This is a genomic window from Marinitoga sp. 1135 (genome assembly GCF_013363245.1).
GTDB lineage: Bacteria > Thermotogota > Thermotogae > Petrotogales > Petrotogaceae > Marinitoga > Marinitoga piezophila.
Genome location: NZ_LBEZ01000001.1, coordinates 145,052 through 167,122, shown reverse-complemented (window position 1 = coordinate 167,122; position 22,071 = coordinate 145,052). Strand labels below are relative to the sequence as shown.

General features: G+C 28.1%; 22 protein-coding genes. 11 read left to right on the top strand and 11 right to left on the bottom strand.

Annotation, left to right across the window (positions count from 1 at the left end; all coding sequences use genetic code 11):
* Positions 1-3 precede the first annotated feature (3 nt).
* The 9 genes from XO10_RS00950 to XO10_RS00910 all read left to right on the top strand — a co-directional run bounded on the left by XO10_RS00950 (position 4) and on the right by XO10_RS00910 (position 9,101).
* Complete coding sequence (locus tag XO10_RS00950) at positions 4-447, top strand: MarR family winged helix-turn-helix transcriptional regulator (protein ID WP_014295656.1); 444 nt, start codon at positions 4-6, stop codon at positions 445-447.
* Complete coding sequence (locus XO10_RS00945) at positions 434-2,125, top strand: PEGA domain-containing protein (protein ID WP_014295655.1); 1,692 nt, start codon at positions 434-436, stop codon at positions 2,123-2,125. The genes XO10_RS00950 and XO10_RS00945 overlap by 14 nt, the downstream gene beginning before the upstream one ends.
* Positions 2,126-2,137: 12 nt before the next feature.
* Entirely contained in the window at positions 2,138-4,450 is a 2,313-nt protein-coding gene (locus XO10_RS00940; RefSeq protein ID WP_175421016.1) for a hypothetical protein, read from the top strand.
* Entirely contained in the window at positions 4,450-5,256 is an 807-nt protein-coding gene (locus XO10_RS00935) for a patatin-like phospholipase family protein (RefSeq protein WP_075780112.1), read from the top strand. The genes XO10_RS00940 and XO10_RS00935 overlap by 1 nt, the downstream gene beginning before the upstream one ends.
* Positions 5,243-6,037 (top strand): patatin-like phospholipase family protein, encoded by a 795-nt coding sequence (locus XO10_RS00930; RefSeq protein ID WP_014295652.1) that lies wholly within the window; start codon positions 5,243-5,245, stop codon positions 6,035-6,037. The genes XO10_RS00935 and XO10_RS00930 overlap by 14 nt, the downstream gene beginning before the upstream one ends.
* The gene (locus XO10_RS00925) at positions 6,034-6,696 is read left to right on the top strand and encodes an LptA/OstA family protein (protein WP_014295651.1); all 663 of its coding nucleotides are present in this window, start codon (positions 6,034-6,036) and stop codon (positions 6,694-6,696) included. The genes XO10_RS00930 and XO10_RS00925 overlap by 4 nt, the downstream gene beginning before the upstream one ends.
* A complete protein-coding gene (gene serS / locus XO10_RS00920; protein WP_014295650.1) occupies positions 6,693-7,970 on the top strand; it encodes a serine--tRNA ligase in 1,278 nt (425 codons plus the stop codon). Before XO10_RS00925 ends, serS begins: the two co-directional genes overlap by 4 nt.
* Complete coding sequence (locus XO10_RS00915; protein ID WP_014295649.1) at positions 7,970-8,671, top strand: 16S rRNA (uracil(1498)-N(3))-methyltransferase; 702 nt, start codon at positions 7,970-7,972, stop codon at positions 8,669-8,671. The genes serS and XO10_RS00915 overlap by 1 nt, the downstream gene beginning before the upstream one ends.
* 61 nt (positions 8,672-8,732) lie before the next feature.
* The gene (locus XO10_RS00910; protein ID WP_014295648.1) at positions 8,733-9,101 is read left to right on the top strand and encodes a hypothetical protein; all 369 of its coding nucleotides are present in this window, start codon (positions 8,733-8,735) and stop codon (positions 9,099-9,101) included.
* 181 nt (positions 9,102-9,282) lie between these two features.
* Here the strand turns inward: XO10_RS00910 and XO10_RS00905 are convergent, their stop codons facing one another.
* Positions 9,283-9,474: an ATP-binding cassette domain-containing protein gene (locus tag XO10_RS00905; protein WP_075780110.1), complete on the bottom strand. Its 192-nt coding sequence runs from the start codon at positions 9,472-9,474 to the stop codon at positions 9,283-9,285.
* Between the two features lie 71 nt (positions 9,475-9,545).
* A complete protein-coding gene (locus XO10_RS00900) occupies positions 9,546-10,766 on the bottom strand; it encodes an MFS transporter (RefSeq protein ID WP_075780109.1) in 1,221 nt (406 codons plus the stop codon).
* Positions 10,767-11,221: 455 nt separating this feature from the next.
* Between XO10_RS00900 and XO10_RS10550 the strand changes: the two genes are divergently transcribed.
* The gene (locus XO10_RS10550; RefSeq protein WP_232223910.1) at positions 11,222-11,392 is read left to right on the top strand and encodes a hypothetical protein; all 171 of its coding nucleotides are present in this window, start codon (positions 11,222-11,224) and stop codon (positions 11,390-11,392) included.
* The gene (locus tag XO10_RS10545) at positions 11,389-11,586 is read left to right on the top strand and encodes a hypothetical protein (protein ID WP_232223907.1); all 198 of its coding nucleotides are present in this window, start codon (positions 11,389-11,391) and stop codon (positions 11,584-11,586) included. The genes XO10_RS10550 and XO10_RS10545 overlap by 4 nt, the downstream gene beginning before the upstream one ends.
* Before the next feature lie 42 nt (positions 11,587-11,628).
* Here the strand turns inward: XO10_RS10545 and tpiA are convergent, their stop codons facing one another.
* The 9 genes from tpiA to hydG all read right to left on the bottom strand — a co-directional run bounded on the left by tpiA (position 11,629) and on the right by hydG (position 22,069).
* Positions 11,629-13,596 carry a triose-phosphate isomerase gene (tpiA, locus tag XO10_RS00890; protein ID WP_075780108.1) on the bottom strand — a complete coding sequence of 656 codons (1,968 nt, stop codon included), beginning with the start codon at positions 13,594-13,596 and terminating at the stop codon, positions 11,629-11,631.
* A gap of 66 nt (positions 13,597-13,662) precedes the next feature.
* Positions 13,663-14,667: a type I glyceraldehyde-3-phosphate dehydrogenase gene (gene gap / locus XO10_RS00885; RefSeq protein ID WP_014295640.1), complete on the bottom strand. Its 1,005-nt coding sequence runs from the start codon at positions 14,665-14,667 to the stop codon at positions 13,663-13,665.
* Positions 14,668-14,802: 135 nt separating this feature from the next.
* Complete coding sequence (locus XO10_RS00880) at positions 14,803-15,186, bottom strand: YbaB/EbfC family nucleoid-associated protein (protein ID WP_014295639.1); 384 nt, start codon at positions 15,184-15,186, stop codon at positions 14,803-14,805.
* 142 nt (positions 15,187-15,328) lie between these two features.
* The gene (locus XO10_RS00875; protein ID WP_075780107.1) at positions 15,329-16,267 is read right to left on the bottom strand and encodes a radical SAM protein; all 939 of its coding nucleotides are present in this window, start codon (positions 16,265-16,267) and stop codon (positions 15,329-15,331) included.
* Positions 16,268-16,369: 102 nt separating this feature from the next.
* On the bottom strand, positions 16,370-16,807 hold the full coding sequence (locus tag XO10_RS00870) for a hypothetical protein (protein WP_075780106.1): 438 nt from the start codon (positions 16,805-16,807) through the stop codon (positions 16,370-16,372).
* A gap of 108 nt (positions 16,808-16,915) precedes the next feature.
* Positions 16,916-18,292, bottom strand: a complete 1,377-nt coding sequence (locus XO10_RS00865) for an aspartate ammonia-lyase (protein WP_175421015.1) — start codon at positions 18,290-18,292, stop codon at positions 16,916-16,918.
* A gap of 14 nt (positions 18,293-18,306) precedes the next feature.
* Complete coding sequence (gene hydF, locus XO10_RS00860; protein WP_075780104.1) at positions 18,307-19,548, bottom strand: [FeFe] hydrogenase H-cluster maturation GTPase HydF; 1,242 nt, start codon at positions 19,546-19,548, stop codon at positions 18,307-18,309.
* The gene (gene hydE, locus XO10_RS00855) at positions 19,523-20,647 is read right to left on the bottom strand and encodes a [FeFe] hydrogenase H-cluster radical SAM maturase HydE (RefSeq protein ID WP_014295634.1); all 1,125 of its coding nucleotides are present in this window, start codon (positions 20,645-20,647) and stop codon (positions 19,523-19,525) included. The genes hydF and hydE overlap by 26 nt, the downstream gene beginning before the upstream one ends.
* Before the next feature lie 3 nt (positions 20,648-20,650).
* Positions 20,651-22,069, bottom strand: coding sequence for a [FeFe] hydrogenase H-cluster radical SAM maturase HydG (gene hydG, locus XO10_RS00850; RefSeq protein ID WP_041638678.1), 1,419 nt, complete (start codon positions 22,067-22,069; stop codon positions 20,651-20,653).
* Positions 22,070-22,071: the final 2 nt, after the last annotated feature.

Here is a 22,071-nt window from a genome sequence, read left to right as displayed (position 1 = left end):
ATTATGGAAAAAACAAGAGTTCAAAACTTCGAAAAAATTATACGCGATATATGTTTCAAAGTTAAAGTTGAAGGAAGAAAAATTATAAAAAACAGTGATATTTCCCCTGCACAATTTGATTTACTCCAAATTTTATATTTCAGAGGTCCAAAAAGAGTCACAGATATCAGCCTTATTTTAGGAATTACTAAAAGTACTACAACAGGTCTTATTAATAGATTAGAAGCTTCTGGCTATTTAGAAAAAGTAAAAGATAAAAGAGATAAAAGAGTTACTACAATAACTATAACAGAAAAAGGTAAAAATGTTATTGATGAGGTTATAAAAGCTCGTGTTGAATTTATGCAAAAGGTTTTAGATAAAATGAAAAAACCAGAAGAAGTTATGGATCGTCTCGAGTGTCTTGATAAAATGATAAATGAGGTGAGGGAAAATGAAAAAGAATAAAATATTCCTGCTTTTATTTTTTATTGTCTTTAGTATATTATCCTTTTCATATCAATTAAAAATTTTTGCTCCAAAAGGTGCTTTAATCTATATCGATGGTCAGTATATTAAAGCTGTAAAAAATACTTTTGAATCCATCGATATTTCATCTGGAACTCATACAGTTACTATAAAAAAGTTTGGATATGAAGATTACATCAAAACCATGGATATTTCTTCTGATACCGAACTTAGGGTCTCTTTAATTCCTCTTGCCTCATTAAAAATTATATCAAATATTGAGCAATTTTATGTACAATATAACAATAAAAAATTCCTGGTAAATAATCATGATACGATAACAGTTCCAGTTAATATTAAAGATTTTTATTTTACTTTTGACAATTATAAACCTCAAAAATTACAAATTGACTTAAAACCTTTCGAAACCAGAGAATTATATTTAACCTTTATACCTGAAGGCATGATAAAAATAACTTCCAATCCAACATCAATATTATATATTAACAATGTAAAGATTGGTGAAACACCTTATTCTACAGTTTTAAATAAAGGAGTAAACTATAAACTAAAATTTGAGCGTAAAGATTATATCACTATTGAAAAAAACATTAATATTACTGAAAAAGTTAAAGATATATCTGTTCAATTAAAAAAGGGAATTAATTTATATGTGGACTCTTCACCAAGAAATGCTCTTGTTGTTATTAATAATAAAAAATACGGATATACACCTGGTAATTTCGTAGTCCCAGAAGGAACATTAAATATTGTAGTTTCTAAAATTGGATATATTTCAAAAAGACTAACCATAAACCTTGATAAAAAAACAAAATCCAAACAGTTATTTTTCGAATTATACGAAAATAGCAGAACTGTATTCTTTAAGGATGTCAAAAATTTAGAATTTTATCTTGATGGAAAATATATTGGCAAAGAAGTTGAGGAATTAGAATTAGATGGGATGCCGCATATTATAGAAATTGTATCTAAAAACGATAAAAATCTCTTTTTTAGATATATTATACATAAAGACGATCCAAAACAAATTGTTTTAAATCCAAAATTATATACATCTATAGAAGTTTTATCTTCAATTGATAAAGTCTTAACCTACATAGGTGATAAATTCGCATTTACTCCTTCAACAATATTGATAGATACAATGCAGGAAACCAAAAAAATTGATATTTATTATTTAAACGCAAAAAAAATGACAACTATTAGAAAAAATAGATCACAAACTGTATTTTTAACAGAAGATAAAAATGTTGGGGCGCTTTCATTATTTACAACATCTTCCAGAGCTTTAATATATATAGACGGAAATTATGAAAATACTGGATATCTAATAGGAAAAGTTTTAAAAACTGGAACACATAACATCACTTTTAAATTTCCTGATGGAAATATATATAATATAGATGTTTCTATTTCACAATATAATCATAAGGTTGTTTTCTTCTCGAGAGCAAATCTTGTACCCGTAAAAATATACAATAGAAAAGGATATGATTTATTTGTTGATGATGTAAAATATACAGGTTCAGAAGTAAATTTAAGGTTGGAATACGGTGTCCATAAAATTGCATTATATAAAGGAAATTTAAAAATCAAAGAAAAATACATTTATTTCACCGACGAAGGAAAATTTATTAACGTCGATAATTGGTATTAAGGGGGCTTTTATATGAAAAAAAGTTTTGTTATAGCATTAATTATTTTATTATTAAATACTTTAATTTTCGCTGAACTTGTTGATGTAAAACCTGCATCTCCTGTTTATCCACATGTACTAAAAGTAATAAATGCTGGTATTATGGATACGGACACTCAGGGAAAATTTAATGGTGCAATATCTGTTTCAAGATATGATCTTGCTATTTTTGGTTCTAAATTTCTTGATTATTTAGATGAAAATTATAAATTAAAAATTGAAACTATGGATGCTTCATTATCCAAGTTATTAAACGAAAAATTACCCGACAGAGTATACACTCTTGAAAATTTTATTTTTTCTCTTGATACTGATTATAAAAATACAAAAAATACAGTTTCAGAACTCAGTAAAGATGTATATTATTTAAAGCAGGCTATATCTATTAACTCTACTGAAACTAATAATCCAATTTTTAAAGCTATAGCTCAAAACGCTTCTATGATAGCCCAAAAAAAATCAGAAGAAACAATTAAGCAGTTATATGAAACAACACTTGCTACAATGATTACTTTTAGCAACAGAATGGATGAATTTGAAAAAAGCGTTGAACAGCTGGCAGAAGAATTTTCAAAAACCAAAGAATATATGATTAATACTCTTGATGATTATTTAAACAAAGAAAAAAATTATTATAAGTCATATATAGATGAACTATTTGAAAAAGAAAAAAACGGTCTAAAAGTTTATATTACAAATGAAATTTCTTCTCAAATTAGATGGAAGGGTAATACCGATGAAGCCACAATAACGCAATTGATGAATGAAATCAATACATTAAAAAATCAAATTGCCTCTTCAAATACATATGTAGATGATATTATCCAACAAAAATTTGATTTTGAAGTAAAACCTTTAATGGAGCTTACTTCAAAAATTCCAGAACTTGATAATCAAATTAAAATATTAAACGATAAAATAACAAAACTTGAAACTTCTGGAGTAAACATTTCAAATTCAGCAACTCTTTCAAATGATACGTTGTTATATAAAAAATTAAGAGATATTGATATGAAAGTAAATTCTTTACAGTCCTTACAAATAAAAGTTGAAGAACTTGAAAAAGCTGTAAATTCTTATTCCGCTATTTTAACTGATACAACTAATAGACTTAATAATATTGATAATAGAATCTTAGATATTCAAAAAAATATGAGTTCTTTAAAATCTGGAAATGGTGGAACTGTTCCTTCAGAAATTATCGATAGAATTGCTGTATTGGAAAATAGAGTATCCAATATAGAACGTCTTGAAAATGCGGCAGATGAAATTGATAAATTTAGTAAACAATTACAAAATTTCGATCAGAGAATAGGGTTACTTGAAGGTGCTGCTTTTGGTAAAGAAAATGAAAGCCTTTCAAATTTATTCACACGTCTTGACCAGATTGAATCAAGAATTAACACAAATGATTATGCTGTTTCTAATTTAACAGCTCAAGTTTTGAATATGTCAAAAGATCTCGATGCTTTCAGAGAAGCAGTAAAGGCAAGTGGCGTTAAAGACTCCTCTGAACTTTTAAAACAAATTGCTGAAGCTTTACCAAAAATAAATAATATTGAGGAATTGAGCAATAAAAATTATCAGGATATTCAGAAAATCAATGCTGATTTAAAATTAGTCTCTGAATTATCAGAACAGGTAAGAAATTTAAATAATATTGTTCAGTCATTGGCAATACAACCACCAACACAAAAATTACAAAATGAGGTTATTGCGAATTCAAAAACACTTTTTGAATTAAAAAGCGATTTCGATAAAAAATCAGCAAAAATCGATACATTAGAAAACAGATTAAAATCATTAGAAAAATCCATCTATACACTTGAAAATCTTCCTTCAAACAATCAAGATGCTTTAATAAATATAATAGATGATATGGTTTCACAGGAATTAATGAAAAAATCTGACGACATAAAAAATTATATTTATATGCAAATAAAAGATGATTTAATTAAGGAAAACATGAAATCATTAGAAGCTATAGTAACAAGATTAAACAACTTAGAAAATAAAGTAAACATGTCTGTTGATTCTTCTTATCTTGGCGATAAAATCTATAAAATAGAAGATGATATAACTGCTTTAAAAACTAAAAATAATCAGCTGGAAAATGAAATTCTTGAAATGAAAAAGAGCGAAATGTCTAATGATGCTTTAAATAGACGTCTTCAAAACCTTGAAGAACAATTACATTCACAAAATTTAATGTCTAACGTAATATATGCATTAATAGGTGGTGTAGTAGGCGGAATTGCAGTTTATATCCTATTAGGAGGGTTCTAATGAAAAAAGAATACGGATTAGCACTTGGAAGCGGCGGAATAAGGGGAATGGCACATATAGCATTAATTGAATATCTTGAAAATAAATATGAAACGCACCCAGTTGTAATAACTGGGTGCAGTGCTGGTTCATTAATAGGTGGATTATATGCTTTAGAACCAGATATAAATTCAGTATATAAAAAACTTTCTTATTCATTAAAAAATTTTGATACTGAAATAAAATCTATGAAAAAAAGTCTTGATTCAAAAATTTCTGGATTTACAAAATTGCTTTCCTCCATGGGAATTATGAAAAATGAAGTTCTATTTAGAATGTTAAAACCTTTGTTTTATAAGAAAAAATTTTCTGATTGTAAGATACCTTTTGGTGTTGTTGCTCTAAATATCGAAGAAGAAAAAACAGAAGAAATCACAGAAGGATATCTATTAGATGCCATTATGGCATCTTCAAATGTTCCTGGTGCTTTTACACCTACATTATTAGGGGGAATGGAATTATTAGATGGCGGAGTGCTTGAAGAAGTCCCAATACAACTTTGCAGAAAAATGGGAGCGAATTATGTTGTAGCTTCACATATTCCTTCTACGAATAAAAGTTTAAGTAGTGGATTTAATTATATAAATTATATTTCATCATTGAGTATAGATTTAGTTACAGATTTAAAACTTTCAGATGCTGATGAACCATATATATTTGAATCACAATATTCATGGTATGAGTTTGATAAATACGAGGAAATTTACAACGAGGCAAAGGCCAAACTAGCCCAACAAAAGAGTGGTGAAATAAATGTCGCAAATTAAAATTGCTTCTGGTGATTTTAAATACGGATTGTACTGGAATGCTGGAGTTGTTTCTTCTTTTTATGAAAAAAAATTAAATCCATTCTTAAAATTATCCGGTATAAGCGTTTTAATGCCGTTCTTTATTTCGAAATATAAAAGAAATTTTTTTGGAAAAATGATTGAATTCATTGAAAATACAAAAATTTTAAATAAGTTTGTGTTTAAAGACAGAATATATGAAAATTTATATAATCAAGCAACTGCGTTATTAAAATTAAACAAAAAAAAGCAATTTGAGTTCGAATCACATACAGAACTCACTAAAGAATTAAAAGCATATTTTGGAAATACAAAATTATCAGATTTAGGAGATTTTTTTCTAATCGAAGCATATGATATAAAAGATAATACAATATATTATTTTCAAAGAGAAGAATTATTCGTTGATGCATTAGTAGCCTCATTATCTTCACCTCCATATTTCAAATACTATGAATATAATGACAAATTTTTAATTCCCAGTGCAGAAATTTCACTATCGCCATTAAATATAGAAAATTATGACATAATAACCTCTTATGAATGTTCAATAAAATTACCAAAACCAAGAAATGGTGCTGAAATATTACTTTATTCGTTCTTTTTGAGAAAAAAGGAATTATTTGGTATAATTACTAAAGATAAAGATGTAATCTGCCCTCAAAAAGTAGAATTCTCTGCTTTAAATGCAAAAACTTATATGTACGCAAAAAGATTAGCTGACAAATGGATTAGCGATAAATTGGAGGGAAACAAATGAAAAAATGGTTGTTTTTATTAATCAGTGTTCTTTTATTTTCCATTGCACTTGCTGATACTATTCATGTAAGTGCAATAACCGTTAATGGTGGAGATGATTTTTATGTACTAAAAAATGATGTAAAGGTTATTAAAAATGATTTAGAAGTATTAACAGACCTCGCTACCGTAACTTTAGTAAATGAAGAATGGCGAAACCTCGAATCTTCAGGTGATATTTTTATTAAAACAGATACTATGGAAGCAACTTCTAATCTTTTAAAATATGATTTAAAAAAGGATATAGGTACTCTTTCAGGCGATGTTGAAACTACAATAAAATTAAAAGAAGACAATAAAATTATATATATTTTTTGTGATAAAATTGAATTTAATAATAAAGATAAAACATATTCTGGAAATATGAAAAGTGATGATGGTTTAGTAAAAATTTTAAAAGATGATTATGTAATTTTCGCAAAAAGTTTTGAATACGATGAAAATACAAAAATTCTTGTATTAAAGGATAATGTAACAATAAAAAATGATGTAAAAAAGATAAATATGAAAACATCAAAAGCTACCTTTAAAACAGATAAAAACGAAATATCTGCACAAAGAGTACAATTAACTCTTGAAATAAAAAATGATAATGAAAAAGAAGAGGAGGAAAATAAATGATAGATATAAAATTAATAAGAAGAAGTCCTGAAATTATCATTGAAGCTTTAGAAAAGAGAAATCATGAAACCGATTTAATCAATCGTATAAGAGAATTAGATGAAGAAAAACGTGAATATCAAAGAGAAGTTGAAGCTTTAAGAGCTGAAAGAAATACATATTCTAAACAACTTGCTAAATTAAAAGCAGAAGGAAAAATGGAAGAATTTGAAGAATTATCAAAAAAATCCAAAAGAATTGCTGATAAAATCAAAGAACTTGAATCAAAAATGAATGAAATTGAAGATAAAATACATATAAAATTACTATACATTCCTAATATTCCTGACGAAAGTGTTCCCGTGGGAAAAGATGAAAAAGATAATGTCGAGATAAGAAAATGGGGAACCCCTACAACATTTGACTTTAAACCAAAAGCACATTGGGATTTAGGTCCTGATTTAAAAATGCTTGATTTTGAAAGAGCTTCAAAATTAAGTGGTTCAAGATTTTCAATTATAAAGTCTCAACTTGCAAGATTAAATAGAGCTTTAATCAACTTTATGCTTGATGTCCATACACAGCAACACGGTTACACTGAAATTGTTCCACCACATCTTGTAAAACGAGATACAATGCTTGGAACAGGCCAATTGCCAAAATTCGAGGAAGATGCATACAATACAAAAGATGACGATTTATTCTTAATTCCAACAGCAGAAGTTGCTCTTGCTGGAATGCATCAAAATGAGATTTTAAGCTTTAAAGAACTCCCTTTAAAATATGTTGCATATACACCATGTTATAGAAGAGAAGCAGGAAGTTATGGTAAAGACGTTAGAGGAATGATCAGGCAACATCAATTTGATAAAGTTGAATTATTCTGGTACTCAGAACCAGAAAAATCCGAAGAAGCCCTTGAAGAATTAACTTCACATGCTGAAAAAATATTACAATTATTGAAATTACCATATAGAGTAATTACCTTATGTACAGGTGATTTAGGATTTGCAGCAGCAAAAACATATGATTTAGAAGTATGGCTTCCAAGTTATAATGCATACAAAGAAATCTCTTCATGTAGTAATGTAAAAGATTTCCAGGCAAGAAGAGGAAATACACGTTATAGAATGAAAAATAACAAAATGGCATATGTTCATACATTAAATGGTTCAGGATTAGCTATTGGAAGAACTTTAGTGGCTATTATGGAAAATTATCAGTTACCAGATGGAAGAATAAAGGTTCCTGAAGTATTGGTTCCATATATGAATGGCCTGGAGGTTATAGGCTAATGCCCAATGCCTTTTATGGTATTCTTTCTGATGAAAATTCAATTATACTTGATAAAAATGAAACTGCTCATCTTAAAATAGTGAGAATAAATATCGGCGAAGAAATCACCGTATATGATGGCACAGGAAATATTTATACATGCATAGTAGAAAAAATCTCAAAAAATCAAACAAAATGCAGAGTTTTAAATATACAAAATTACAATAAAGAATATAAACCAGAAATTGATTTTTACATTGGTGCCAGTAAATTCGATAGAATGAAAATTTTAATTGAAAAACTCGTTGAATTAAGAGTAAATAGAATACATATATTCCACGGTAAAAAATCTCAATTAACATTTAAAAATCTGGAAAAATTTAAAAAAGTAATAATAGAAAGTTCTAAACAATCTGAAAATCCAAAATTTCCTGAGATTTCATTTACTGACTTTAAAAAGATAAACAAGTTAGAAAATGCTATATTACTGGATTTAAAATCTTCTTTATCATTAAATGAAGCACTTTCATTAGAATATTTTAAAAAAAATAAAAAGATTTCTGTTATACTTGGTCCTGATATGGGATTTTCAAATGATGAACTGGAAAATGTTTCAAATAACATTATAAAGGTTAATCTCGGAAAAACTACTATGAGATTTGAAACAGCTGGAATATATGTAATGAGTATTCTTAATTATTTTTATAATAGACTTTATTAAGAACTTTTATCCCCTTTTATAAGTCATATTTAATGACTACATAATCACAAGGGGGGATTTGATGAAGTCATACGTAAAGTTTTATGAAGAAACAAAGAGGGAATATCATGAAATGCTTAACAAAGCAAAAAGACCTCAAGATGTCGTAGATGTTTTCGCAAAATATACACTCAATTTTTTAAAAAGCGCTTTCCCGGAAAAAATTACAGACGAACATTTAAATTATATTGTCTTTGATGAAGAGTTAGAAGATGGATATTATTTTGAAGAACCATTAATGGAATTATTAAAAGAAGAATTTGAAAATTCCGATTTACCTTCTATCCTAAAGAAAAAAGCCAAAGAGGCTAAAGATAGATATCTTCACATTATAAATGATAATGATAGAACAGAAACTTTTAGACTTTCAAATAACGCAAAAAGCTATTAATAATTAATAAAGCCGGCTCAAAAGCCGGCTTTTATATATAAAAACCATTACTAATGAATTTACTTAACTTTTCTGCAAATTTTTTACTTTCAGCATTAAAATTTACCTCCAATAATATTTCAATTAATTGGTTATTTATGTTATGCAAATGTCAAGTAACTCTGGAAAGGACCATTTTATTTTACCATTTACAATCATCTGGTTTTAATATTCCAAGCAATAATTTTATTGTTGTTGATTTCCCAGCTCCATTTGGCCCGAGATAAAAACAGATATCTCCCTTTTCTATTTCAAATGAAATTCCTTTAAGTGCTGTTACTACCTTGTCTTTTTTTAATTTATATTCTTTTACAACATTTTCAAATTTTATCATTTTTTTCACTCCTGTTTATTAATATTATATAATTTGAGAAATTTTTATCTTTATTTCTATAATATTATATATTAATTTTCATTTTCACTAAAATATGGAATTATATAAAACACCGTTATCAATATCCCTGTTATTCCTAAAAATATTAAATAATATCCACTGTGGATTTTATCTATTATTTTTCCTCCTATATATATTCCTACTATTGTTACTATTTGCATTATTACCATTTTTAATGATCCTATTCTACCTCTTATTTCATTATCTATACTCATTTGAAATTTCGAATTTATTATTACATTGGTAATTACAAGAGCTATATTAAATAAAAATAGCATTGTTGCTATTGATAAAAATTTGATAATTTCATTTGAATAATTCCAAAATATTATTATTCCTAAAAATAGAACTGCTATATTCATTATAATATTTGATAATTTAAAATATAATGTTTTTTTGTCATTTACCATTATAAAGGTTATTAGCGATGCACCTGCTAAAGAACCAACTGTCATAGCAGTTTCTGCTAATCCAACATATGTTGCAGAAAATCCTCCATCTCTTTTTATTATTACAGGTATAAATACTGCAAATATTGGTATCATCCATGCAGAATAATAGATAATTATATTCAATAGATGCTTTAACTCTTTTTTTCTTTTTAAATATTTTATTCCATCTTTTATTTCATCGTAAAAGGATATTTCTGATAATTTTTTCTTATTTTCCATATTATAATCATATTCAATATATAACTCACTTATTCCTGAAAGTAAAAAAGTTATTCCATTAATGAGCAATAGTATCTTAATTCCATATATGCTATATAATAAAGCACCTATTGGAGGACCTGACAATGAAGAAATATTTGAAACTATCAAAAGATATGAGTTTGCTTTTTCAAGATATTGATTTTCTACAAGTTCTGGCAACATTGCATAAGTTGATGTATCAAATAATGTACTCACAATAGATTGTACAATCAAATATATAAATATCGACCATATACTTATAATGTTATTGGCTATAAGATATGCCATAGTTAAACATAAAATACCACTAATAAAGTCCATTCCTACCATTATTTTTTTTCTATTATAATTATCAGCTATAACTCCTAAAAATGGTCTTATTATTATTTCAAAAACCATAATAAATATTGTTGCTAGTCCAAGTATTGTTGCCGATTGTGTAATATCCAACAATAACAACGGAAAACCTATAACCTGTATAGTATCCCCAAGATTGGAAATTAATCTTCCGAATATATATAACTTAAAATTTTTGTTCATACTTTTTCACTTCCTTAAATGAATGTATTATATATAATTAAATTATTGTTTATCCATTTATATATTAAATACTTAATCATTATCTTCTGCAAATATTATTGTTGAAAATATTATTATTCCTAAAAGTATTAATATAGTGATTTTTTCATATTTTCCACCTCCATTATTGATTTTACTATTTCTAACATGACTTTCAAGTGTTTTTTTTAAAATAAAAATCCGCTTTTTATCAGTATTTTAGAAGTTGATTTTTATTACATTTTAATTAACTCGTGTAACATCGAAAAATCCGGGATTTTATTTCGTTTTTTAAAATACTTTTATATTCATTATTTTGTCTTTTTCTTAATTCTTTATTATGTTACAAGAGAATGGTGATTTTAAAGTTTCTTACTTTCAAAAAAGATTAGTAAAAATATTTTTAACTTTTTGTAATTTGGAGGTTAAAAAAGTATTTGAAGAAAGCTGAAAGAAGATTATTGAATTCTGAAGATGTTGAAAATGCGGAATATAATATTTCACCATTTTATTTAGCAAGAAAAAAACTCATCACTGAGCTTTTTAAGAAAACAAAGAACTTTAAGGAATTTGTTTTTAATTATTTTAAGCTCAGTGATGAGGAATGAAAGTTTTTGATGTGTTTTTAAGAAATTGCGTTCGATACGATATTAAATGGCCCATTACTCCTTATCCAAAAGGAAAGGTTCGCGATTTTGCAATTAAATATGGTCTCGGTCAAAAACGTGTTGCTCTTGGTTATTACTCTTTTGAAGATGATGAAAGAGTTTTGATTGATGAGATTATTGAGAGGTTTTTATAACAAAATCCCCGTGAATAACACGGGGATTTTGTTATACTACTATTAAGCTATTATTGTTCTCATAATATCTGCTAAGTCTATAAATGATTCTTTTAATGATGCGCCTCCAACAAGACCACCATCGATATTTGGTTTTGTAAATAATCCAAAGTAATTTTCTGGTTTTACACTACCTCCATATAATATTGTTACTGATTCTGCAACATCTTCATCAAACATTTCGCTTAATAATTTTCTTATATATGCATGAACTTCTTCAGCCTGTTCTGGTGTTGCTACTTTTCCAGTTCCAATTGCCCATACTGGTTCATATGCAATAACTATTTTTTTGACATCTTCTTTTTCTATTCCATATAATCCTTCTTTAACCTGTTTTTCTATTACATTAAAAGTTAAGTCTTTTTCTCTTTCTTCTAATTTTTCGCCAATACAGAATATAGGTGTTAAATCTTTTTCAAGAGCTTTCTTGATTTTTTTGTTTATTATTTCATCTGTTTCACCAAAAATATTTCTTCTTTCTGAATGTCCAAGAATTACATAGTTTACACCTAATGACTTTAACATGTCAGCTGATACTTCTCCAGTAAATGCACCTTTATCTTCAAAGTGCATATTTTGAGCTGCAACATTTATATTTGTGCTTGCTGTTAAATCCACAGCCTTTTCTAATGCAAGGAATGTTGGAGCTATTACAACTTCAAATTTCTTTTCCTTGCCTATTTTTGCTGTTAATTTGGAAATGAATTCTGCTGCTTCAAGATTTGTTTTATTCATTTTCCAGTTTCCAGCAAGAATATATTTTCTTTTATTTATTTTTTTTTTAGATGCAATACTTGCTATACCTGGTAATTCTTTTCCTTCGAGGAATTCCAATGAAGCTCCTCCACCTGTTGAAACATGTGAAACCTTTCTTTCAAGACCGAATTTTTCTATGGCTGCTGCACTGTCTCCACCACCAATAATTGTTATTGCACCTTCATCTGTGATTTCAGCAACCATATTTGCAACTTCTTTTGTTCCTGTTGCAAAATCATCTATTTCAAATACACCCATTGGTCCATTCCATACAACAGTTTTTGCTCCAGCTAATTTTGACTTGAATAATTCTATGCTTTCAGGTCCAATGTCAAGTCCCATCCAGCCATCTTCAATGCCGTCTTCAATTTTTACTACTTTCTTTTCAACACCAGCTTCTAATTTCTGTGCAATAACTGCATCAACTGGCAATACTAATTCTACACCTTTTTCATTTGCTTTTTCCAATAATTCTTTTGCTAAGTCAACTTTATCTTCTTCAAATTTTGATGAACCTATTTCTTTACCTAATGCCTTGAGGAATGTAAACATCATAGCTCCACCAATTAATATTTTATCTGCAACTTCAAGTAAGTTTGTAATAACGCCTATTTTATCTGAAACTTTAGCTCCGCCAAGTATCACTACATATGGCTTTTCAGGATTAGCTGTAGCTTTTGAAAGGAATTTTATTTCTTTTTCCATTAAGAATCCTGCTACACTTGGTATATATTGTGCAATTCCAACATTTGAAGCATGTGCTCTATGTGCTGTTCCAAATGCATCATTAACATGAATATCTGCTAATTCTGCCCATTGTTTTGCAAGTTCAGGATCATTTTTTGTTTCGCCTTTCATATATCTTGTATTTTCAAGAACTAATACTTCACCTTCTTTTAATTCATCAACAGCTTTTTTAACTTCGTCTCCTACTACTTCTGGAACAAATTTTACTTCCTGGCCTAATAATTCTGCCAATCTTTCTGCTACTGGTTTTAATGAGAATTCTGGTTTTGGTTCTCCCTTTGGTCTTCCTAAATGTGATAATAATATCACTTTTGCACCTTCATTTAAAGCATGTTTTATTGTTGGCAATGCAGCTTTTATTCTTTTATCGTTTGTAATTACTCCATCTTTCATTGGAACGTTAAAATCAACTCTCATAATAACCTTTTTACCTTTTAATTCAATATCTTTAATTGTCATTTTATCCATTTATTCTCCCTCCCTTGTGTATAATCAGTAAAGGGGACTAATTAAAGTCCCCCTATTAAACTTATATTATATTAATTCTGCCATTCTTTCTGCTAAATCTACAACTCTTGTTGAGTAACCGTATTCGTTGTCATACCATGAAGCAACTTTAACTAATGTGCCGTCCATAACCTTTGTTAATGTTGCATCAAAGATTCCTGAGAATGTTGTTCCGATTATATCTGAAGAAACAATCATATCTTCATTGTATCCTAAAATGCCTTTTAAATATGTTTCTGCTGCTTCTTTCATAACAGCATTTACTTCTTCTGCAGTTGTAGCTTTTTCAACAACAACTGTTAAGTCTGTAATTGATCCATCTGGTGTTGGAACTCTCATTGCAATACCATCTAATTTACCTTTTAATTCAGGAATAACTACCCCAACAGCTTTTGCAGCACCTGTTGTTGTTGGAATAATATTAACTGCAGCTGCTCTTGCCCTTCTTAAATCGCTATGTGGTAAGTCTAATACTCTCTGGTCATTTGTAAATGAATGTACAGTTGTTAATAATCCTGTTTTTACACCAAATTTATCGTTTAATACTTTAATTACTGGTGCAATTGAGTTTGTTGTACATGATGCGTTTGAAACTACAACATGTTCTTTCTTTAATAATTCATCGTTTACACCTAAAACAACTGTTAAATCAACTTCACCTTTTGCTGGTGCAGTGATTATAACCTTTTTTGCACCTGCTTCAATGTGTGGCATAGCTTTTTCTTTGCTTCTAAATACACCTGTTGATTCAATAACAATATCTACTCCTAAATCTCCCCAAGGTAAGTTTGCAGGATTCTTTTCAGCAAATACCTTTATTTTTTTACCATTTACTACAAATCCATCTTCTACAACTTCTACTGTACCGTCAAATTTTCCATGTACACTATCGTATTTTAATAAGTGAGCTAATGTTTTTGGATCTGTTAAATCGTTGATAGCAACAACTTCAAAATTATCCCTTTTCATCATTTCTCTAAATACAACTCTCCCAATTCTCCCAAAACCGTTAATAGCAATCTTAATAGCCATTAATAAACACCTCCTGATATGTAATGTGAATTTACTTTGTTATTTTTTTCTCTAATATCATTATATCCCTTATTTTTAAAATTTATATTTTGCAATTATAAATTTTTGAAGTTGATTATATTTAATTAATGTTAATTACATTCCTAAATTTAATCCACCGATGTATTTTTGAGTAATTTTTTCTGTTTCTTCTTCTTTAAATTGTTTTGCTTTATCAATAGCTTCATTTGTAGCAGCAATAATCATATCTTTTATAATTTCAAATTCTTCATCTGCTAATTCTTCTGATATTTCAATATCTTTTACCCTTAAATCTCCAGTAACTATTACTTTTACAACTCCTCCACCACTTGTTGCTTCAAATTCCTTTATAGCTAATTCATTTTCAAAATTTTTAAGTTCTTGTTCCATTAATTCCTGAGTTTTTTGAGCTTCCTGCATTAATTTCATTAAATCGTTTTTCTTTCCACCTGATGATTTTAAGCTTCTTCCACCAAGTCCTCTGATTTTTTTAGCCATAATAACCTCCTTTGTCACTCTATTATTCTTTATGCTGAATTATCAGTTATATTATACCATAAATCTCAAATTTTAATGATTATGTTTAAATAAATTAAAAATTCTCATTTTTTGTATGAAATTTTTTTCATTGTTACTTAGACTATTTTTTCAATTTTTTTAATAAATATTTATATCCATCATATTCTACTATTTTTATACTTTTTTCTAATTCCTGAAATACCTTTTCTTTTTTATCCTTAAAATGATTTATTATTTTTTCTGCTTGTTCATATCTCAAAGGATGTTTTTCTGTAATATCTAATATTGCATCTAATGAATTGTTATATCTACTTACATCAAAATCGCCATCTTCCCTATATGCAATTGAGTATGCATTTGGTATTACAGATTGAGCATATTTTATTGCTTCTTCAGAAGGTATTTTCACCCATTTTTCAACCGGTGGTCTAACAGGTGTATTTATATATACCCTTTCCGGCAATGGATTAATAGAACCTATTATTTCAGCTAATTTATCTATATCTTTTCTGCTATCGTTTATTTCTTTCATTAACATTATTTCTATCCATATTTTTCCTGTATACTCTTTTGCAAATATCCTTAATCCTTCAATAATTTTTTTATATGAAATATTTTCAATAGGCCTATTTATTAACTTAAATTTTTTTTCATCCGGGGCATCAATACTCGGCAAAATAAGGTCAGCAAGTTTTAATTCTTCTCTTACTTTTTCATCATACATCAAAAATCCATTTGTTACTACAGCTATTTTAAATTTCTCTTTATGTTGTTCCTTTATCCATTTTATTATTTCACCTAAACCAGAATGCAATGTTGGTTCTCCATCGCCAATAAAGGTAATATAGTCAATTGGCAATTCTGTATTTTCTATTGCATATTTAAGTTCTTTGATAATTTCTTCGGTTTTTATATATTCTTTCCTTTGATTTGTAAAGTTTGTCGTTTTTCCTAATTGACAATAGATACATGCATAATTGCAGGTTTTTAATGGTGTTAAATTTATTCCAAGAGAATTTCCCAATCTTCTCGAAGGTACTGGACCAAATACATTACCCATATTATCATCTCCTTGTAATTATATATATAATACATATATAATTATACCACTATTTTGTAAAAAAATCCCCGACATTTTCATGTCGGGGATTGATGTTATTTCTTAAAAAATTATTCCTCCATTATTTCCACCTTTTGGTGCTTTTTTCATCTGATCAAGCTGATTAAGCAAGTCTGCTGGTGCAACACTAATATCTGGTGTATTCATAGCTTCTTGCTGCATTAAACTCTTTAATTGTTCTTCATATTCCTGCATTTTCTTTTTCATTTCTTCTAAATCATTTTTTACCCAGTTTAATATGTCATTTGACATTTCTTTTGCTTTGTCATCTGGAAGCTCTACATTTTTACCTTCTAATTCTGTGTGTGCCTTAAATTCATCTTTAATTGCTTCTACTAAGTTTTCCTCTGTTAAGATTTCATTTTTGTATAATACCCTTAAAGCAATATTTGTTCTAAATTTTAAATCTTCCATTGACATTTCAATAGCTTCAAGTCTTGCCATAATGATGTTTATTAATTGATCTAATGATACCTGCATTTTAATACCTCCCTGATTTTCAAAAAGTTCATCTTTCTGCTAATAAATTATATAAATTCTTTTTTAAATTATTATTTCTTTTTATTTCAAAAGAAATAATTTTATATATCATTTTAGGTTGTATCCAAGCCCTGTCATTTTTTCTGGATTTATCATTTTTTTTAGTTCTTTAATATTTTTGTTGTATTTTTCAGAGAGGTATTTAATGACGTTTTCAACTTCATAATCGTTTTTTTCAAGTGCTTCTGATACTATTTCATATCCAAATAATTCTATTAATGGAGTAATAAAGGTATATGAATTAATCAAATTTTTCTGACATCGCTTTTCATTGGCTTCTATTAGTTCTATATATCCTTTCAAAGCTGTAAGAGAATTATTAAGATATTCCATTGACTTCAATGTATAATGAATTATTAAAGGCGCCAGGTGGTTTAATTCAAGATTACCATTATAAGTTGCTGTTGTAATGAGGTTGTCAAACGAGATAACGCTTAGTGATAATTGAATTACATATTCTGGAATTACTGGATTAACTTTACCAGGCATTATTGAGCTTCCAGCTTGAATTTTGGGTAAAATTAATTCGTTATACCCTGATCTTCCTGATCCCAATAATCTTATATCATTTGATATTTTTATTAAATTTACAGCTAATGATTTTAATAATCCACTAATTTCCGAAAATACATCCCAATTTTGAGTGGCGTCAATAAGGTTTTCCGCTTTTGCAATTCCTATTTTTGTTATTTCTCTTACTACATTTACTATTTTTAAAACATACTCTTTTGGTGCCGCTATTCCTGTTCCTATTGCGGTTCCTCCAATGTTGACACTTCTTATTCTCTCTTCAACTTTGTACAATCGCCACCTGTCTCTACTCAATGCATCAGCCCATGCACCAAATTCCTGTCCAAGCATTATTGGTACAGCATCCATTAATTGAGTTCTCCCTATTTTTTTTATTTTCATAAACTCTTTTTCTTTATTTTGAATTATATCCTGTAATTTTATTACATTACTTACAACTTCTCTCAATTCTTTAATTATAGCTATTTTCCCTGCTGTTGGAAACACATCATTGGTTGATTGATGTAGATTTACATGATTCAATGGATTTACTATATATTCTCCCTTTTTTCCATTTAATATCTCTGTTGCTCGATTAGCAATTACTTCATTAAAATTCATATTAATAGATGTTCCAGCTCCTCCGGATAGAGGTTCAACAACTATATAATTTTTAAGATTTTTCCATTCATCGCAGGCTTTTACAATTGCCTTTGCAATATCTTTTTCTAAATATCCAAGTTCATAATTTAAAATTGCAGCGGCTTTTTTTATCATGAAAAAAGCCCAGATAAAATTCTCATTGTATTTTTCACCTGTAATCGGAAAATTTTTTAATGCTCTTGCTGTGTGTATACCATAATAAACATTATCAGGTATTTCCAACTCGCCAATAAAATCTCTTTCAACACGCATTTGACCACCTCATATTAATCCAATAACAATGATTCATATCCTTTATGTTTATTTCTTGATATTTCGGGGAATATTTCCAACGCTCTATCTATTGCTCCATGTAAATATGAAATTAATACACCATAATTTACTATTGGTATATTATACATAGTGGCAATATTTATACGTCTTAACATTGCTTTTCTCGTTAATGTACAACCTCCACAATGAATAATAAGCTTTGCATTTTTAACTTTTTCATATTCAGGAAATTCTGTTCCAGCAATAAATTCAAAATTTATATTTATACCAAGATGATTTGTAAGCCAACGTGGAATTTTCACTCTTCCTATATCCTCTGTAAGTGGTCTATGAGAACAACCTTCCATTATTATCACAGTATCTCCATCTTTTAATTTTTCAATGGCTTCCACGCTTTTTGATAATATTTCAAGATCTCCTTTATGACGAGCTTCTAAAATGGAAAATGTTGTAAGAGGAATATCGCTATCTATATTCGAAACAACTTTCATTACACTTTGAGAATCTGTAACTACAAGATCAGGTTTCCTTTGCAAATTTTCTAAGGTATGTTTTAATTCTCTTTCTTTTGTTACTATAGCTATTGCTTCACGATCAAGAATTTCTCTAATGGCTGTAACCTGTGGCATTATTAAGCGTCCTTTTGGTGCGCCAAGATCTATGGGAACAACTAAAACTATTAATTGTCCTGGTTCTATTAAATCTGCTATTAAAGGTATTTCCTCTTCTTTCGGTAATACTTTCGCTATTAATTCTTTTAAATCTTCAATCCCTTCTTTTTTTAATGCTGAAATTGAAATTACATTTTTTGTGTATTGTTTATAACTATTTTCTATTTCTATTATATTTTTTATTATATCCTTTTTGTTTATTACAACGATAAATGGAATTTTTAAATCTTTAAATATCTCAATAAGTTTTTTTTCATATTTGCTAACTTTATCATTTGTTACTATTAATCCAATGTCCGCTTTATATAATGCTTTATACGCTTTTTTTACCCTAAATTCTCCTATTTTACCTTCATCATCTATTCCAGGTGTATCAATAATAGTAACAGGACCTATTGGCTGCAATTCCATTGTTTTGAATACAGGATCAGTAGTGGTACCGGGAATATCGCTCGTAATAGCAATTTCTTGATCAAAAAGTGCATTAATAAGCGTAGATTTACCAGCATTTCTTCTACCAGCAATTGCTATATATTTTCTATATCCTTTCATAGGAGTAGCCATTTCTTTTCGCCTCCAAAATCCTTCTATATGTATACGGACTTAATTTTAAACCTTCTTCAAGAATTCTTTCCGCAGTTTCATAAAACTCAACTTTTATTTTTTCATCATATATATTGTAATTTTTCCTATATTTATCAGGAGTAATGTTTACCATTATTACATTACAACCACTTCTCAAAGCCTTAAATTGATAATCTCTTTTTAAAGTTCCCAAAGCTGTTGTTGCAGGCATTAATGCATATGGAATTGTTAATCTTGTTGCTGCATATGCATTTAACGTTAAATCAGCAGAACCATCTGGATATCCTTCTAATGGCGTATTATGCGTTGATATAAATGGTCCCATGCCAATCATTTTTATTCTATGATCTCTCATAAATATGATGTCATCAGCTATGTCTTTTTCTGTTTGCCCTGGAAGACCAATTATATTACCTGAACCTGTAATATATCCCAGGTATACAAGATAATCTAACAATTCTATTCTATATTCATAATCTTTATCTGGATGTATCTCATTAAATATTTTTTTGTTTATTGTTTCATGTTTTAGTAAAACCTTTGAAGCACCAGCTTCTTTAAATCTTTTATATGCTTCCTTGCTTCTTTCACCAATTGAAAGGGAAACAGATGTTTTATATTCATGATGAATTTTATATATTATTCTTTCCAGTGTTTCATCAGAAAAATACTCATCTTCTCCTCCCTGTAAAATTATGGTTGTTAAACCCATATCTACTCCGTTTTTTGCTATTTTTAATATTTCTTCTTCTGGTATTCTATATCTTTTTATACAATTATTTTGTACTCTAATTCCACAATAATTACAACTTTTATTACAATAATTGGTAAATTCAATTATTCCTTTTAATGTAATAAAGTCTGTAGTCAATGTTCTTGTTACTATATCTGCTACTTTATATATTTCTTCTTTTTTATTTTCGTTTTCTAACCTTAAAATCCATAATATTTTTTCATAATCCAATGTGAAGTATTTCAAAAAATAGTTTATTATTTCACTTACTTCTGAAGAAACATCATTTTGAATTTTTTTTAATTTCTCAATTAATCTTTCAAACCGTTTTGAAATATAAATCACCCCTTAGAAATATAAATCTCTTTCTCCAGCTTTTATTTTTTCTATTTTTTGAAGTAATTCTTTTTTTAACGGGGAATCTTGCATATTTTTAATTTCTTCTTCTATTCTTTTTGCACCAATTTTCTTTGTTGATTCTGGTGCATAGTCTTCTAAATATTCAAGAAATGTCAAAACAGCATTAGGAGTACAAAATCTCTTTACAAATCCCGGTATAGCAAATTCCATAAAATGTTCTCCTGTTCTTCCCAATCTATAGCATCCTGTACAGAATGAAGGCAAGTAACCTTCTTCACAAAGTTCTTCAATAATTTGATCTAATGTTCTATTATCTCCAAGCAGGAATTGACTTTTCTTTATCTTTTCTTCATCGGTTTCAGAATAACTTCCTACGCCTATACTTGAACCACCATCTATTTGGGAAACTCCAAACTTTAATACTTCATTTCTTATTTCCACAGGTTCTCTTGCTGTTAGTATTAATCCTGTATATGGTACTGCTAATCTTAAAATAGCTACCAGCTTTTTAAAATTTTTATCATCCAGTGCATATGGCGGTCTTTCTGCAATTGGTGTATCAAGTGCTGGTTCTATTCGAGGAAATGATATTGTATGAGGCCCAACATTAAATCTTTCTTCAAAATGTATAGTATGATATAATAATCCCATTGCTTCAAATTTCCAATCATATAATCCAAATAATGCACCAATTCCAACATCATCTAATCCTGCTTGAAATGCTCTGTCAAGACCATATAATCGCCATAAATAATTGGATTTTGGACCACTTATATGATATTTTTTATATGTTTCTCTATGATAGGTTTCCTGAAATATCTGAAAAGTTCCAATTCCAACCTCTTTAAATAATTTATAATCTTCAACAGTCTGTGGAGCTGCATTTACGTTTACTCTTCTTATTTCACCTTTTCCTTTTTTTGTATTATATATTGTTCTAATAGTTTCTGTCATAAATTTTGCATTATACTTCGGATGTTCACCAAAAACTACTATTAATCGTTTATGTCCTTTATCTTCAAGAGCTTCTACTTCTTTTTTCACTTCTTCAATACTTAAAGAACGTCTTACAATATTTTTATTAGTTACTCTAAATCCACAATACTGACAATTGTTTATACACTCATTTCCAATATACAAAGGTGCAAATAATACTATTCTATTTCCATATATTCTTCTTTTTAATTCTCTTGCACCTTCAAATATTTCTTCAAGCAACTCTTCATCTTCAACATTTAATAATGTTGCCATTTCCTCCGGATCTAATCGATTTTTATTAAGTGATTTTTGAATTATTTCACGAACTTTAAATTTGTCAGGATTTTTTGTAGTTTCTAAATATTCAAAGATTTTTTCTTCTGGAATAAAGGATTTTAAATTGTCTCTATCTTTTATATATAACATTATAA

Coding starts and splice junctions, on each gene's coding strand:
- XO10_RS00950 (WP_014295656.1), top strand. CDS start 4: ATGGAAAAAACAAGAGTTCAAAACTTCGAAAAAATTATACGCGATATA.
- XO10_RS00925 (WP_014295651.1), top strand. CDS start 6,034: ATGAAAAAATGGTTGTTTTTATTAATCAGTGTTCTTTTATTTTCCATT.
- hydF (WP_075780104.1), bottom strand. CDS start 19,548: ATGGCTACTCCTATGAAAGGATATAGAAAATATATAGCAATTGCTGGT.
- XO10_RS00910 (WP_014295648.1), top strand. CDS start 8,733: ATGAAGTCATACGTAAAGTTTTATGAAGAAACAAAGAGGGAATATCAT.
- XO10_RS00870 (WP_075780106.1), bottom strand. CDS start 16,807: ATGCAGGTATCATTAGATCAATTAATAAACATCATTATGGCAAGACTT.
- gap (WP_014295640.1), bottom strand. CDS start 14,667: ATGGCTATTAAGATTGCTATTAACGGTTTTGGGAGAATTGGGAGAGTT.
- XO10_RS00935 (WP_075780112.1), top strand. CDS start 4,450: ATGAAAAAAGAATACGGATTAGCACTTGGAAGCGGCGGAATAAGGGGA.
- XO10_RS00930 (WP_014295652.1), top strand. CDS start 5,243: ATGTCGCAAATTAAAATTGCTTCTGGTGATTTTAAATACGGATTGTAC.
- serS (WP_014295650.1), top strand. CDS start 6,693: ATGATAGATATAAAATTAATAAGAAGAAGTCCTGAAATTATCATTGAA.
- XO10_RS00875 (WP_075780107.1), bottom strand. CDS start 16,267: ATGGGTAATGTATTTGGTCCAGTACCTTCGAGAAGATTGGGAAATTCT.
- tpiA (WP_075780108.1), bottom strand. CDS start 13,596: ATGGATAAAATGACAATTAAAGATATTGAATTAAAAGGTAAAAAGGTT.
- XO10_RS00905 (WP_075780110.1), bottom strand. CDS start 9,474: ATGATAAAATTTGAAAATGTTGTAAAAGAATATAAATTAAAAAAAGAC.
- XO10_RS00900 (WP_075780109.1), bottom strand. CDS start 10,766: ATGAACAAAAATTTTAAGTTATATATATTCGGAAGATTAATTTCCAAT.
- XO10_RS00945 (WP_014295655.1), top strand. CDS start 434: ATGAAAAAGAATAAAATATTCCTGCTTTTATTTTTTATTGTCTTTAGT.
- XO10_RS00865 (WP_175421015.1), bottom strand. CDS start 18,292: ATGCGTGTTGAAAGAGATTTTATTGGCGAGTTGGAAATACCTGATAAT.
- XO10_RS00940 (WP_175421016.1), top strand. CDS start 2,138: ATGAAAAAAAGTTTTGTTATAGCATTAATTATTTTATTATTAAATACT.
- XO10_RS10545 (WP_232223907.1), top strand. CDS start 11,389: ATGAAAGTTTTTGATGTGTTTTTAAGAAATTGCGTTCGATACGATATT.
- XO10_RS00880 (WP_014295639.1), bottom strand. CDS start 15,186: ATGGCTAAAAAAATCAGAGGACTTGGTGGAAGAAGCTTAAAATCATCA.
- XO10_RS00915 (WP_014295649.1), top strand. CDS start 7,970: ATGCCCAATGCCTTTTATGGTATTCTTTCTGATGAAAATTCAATTATA.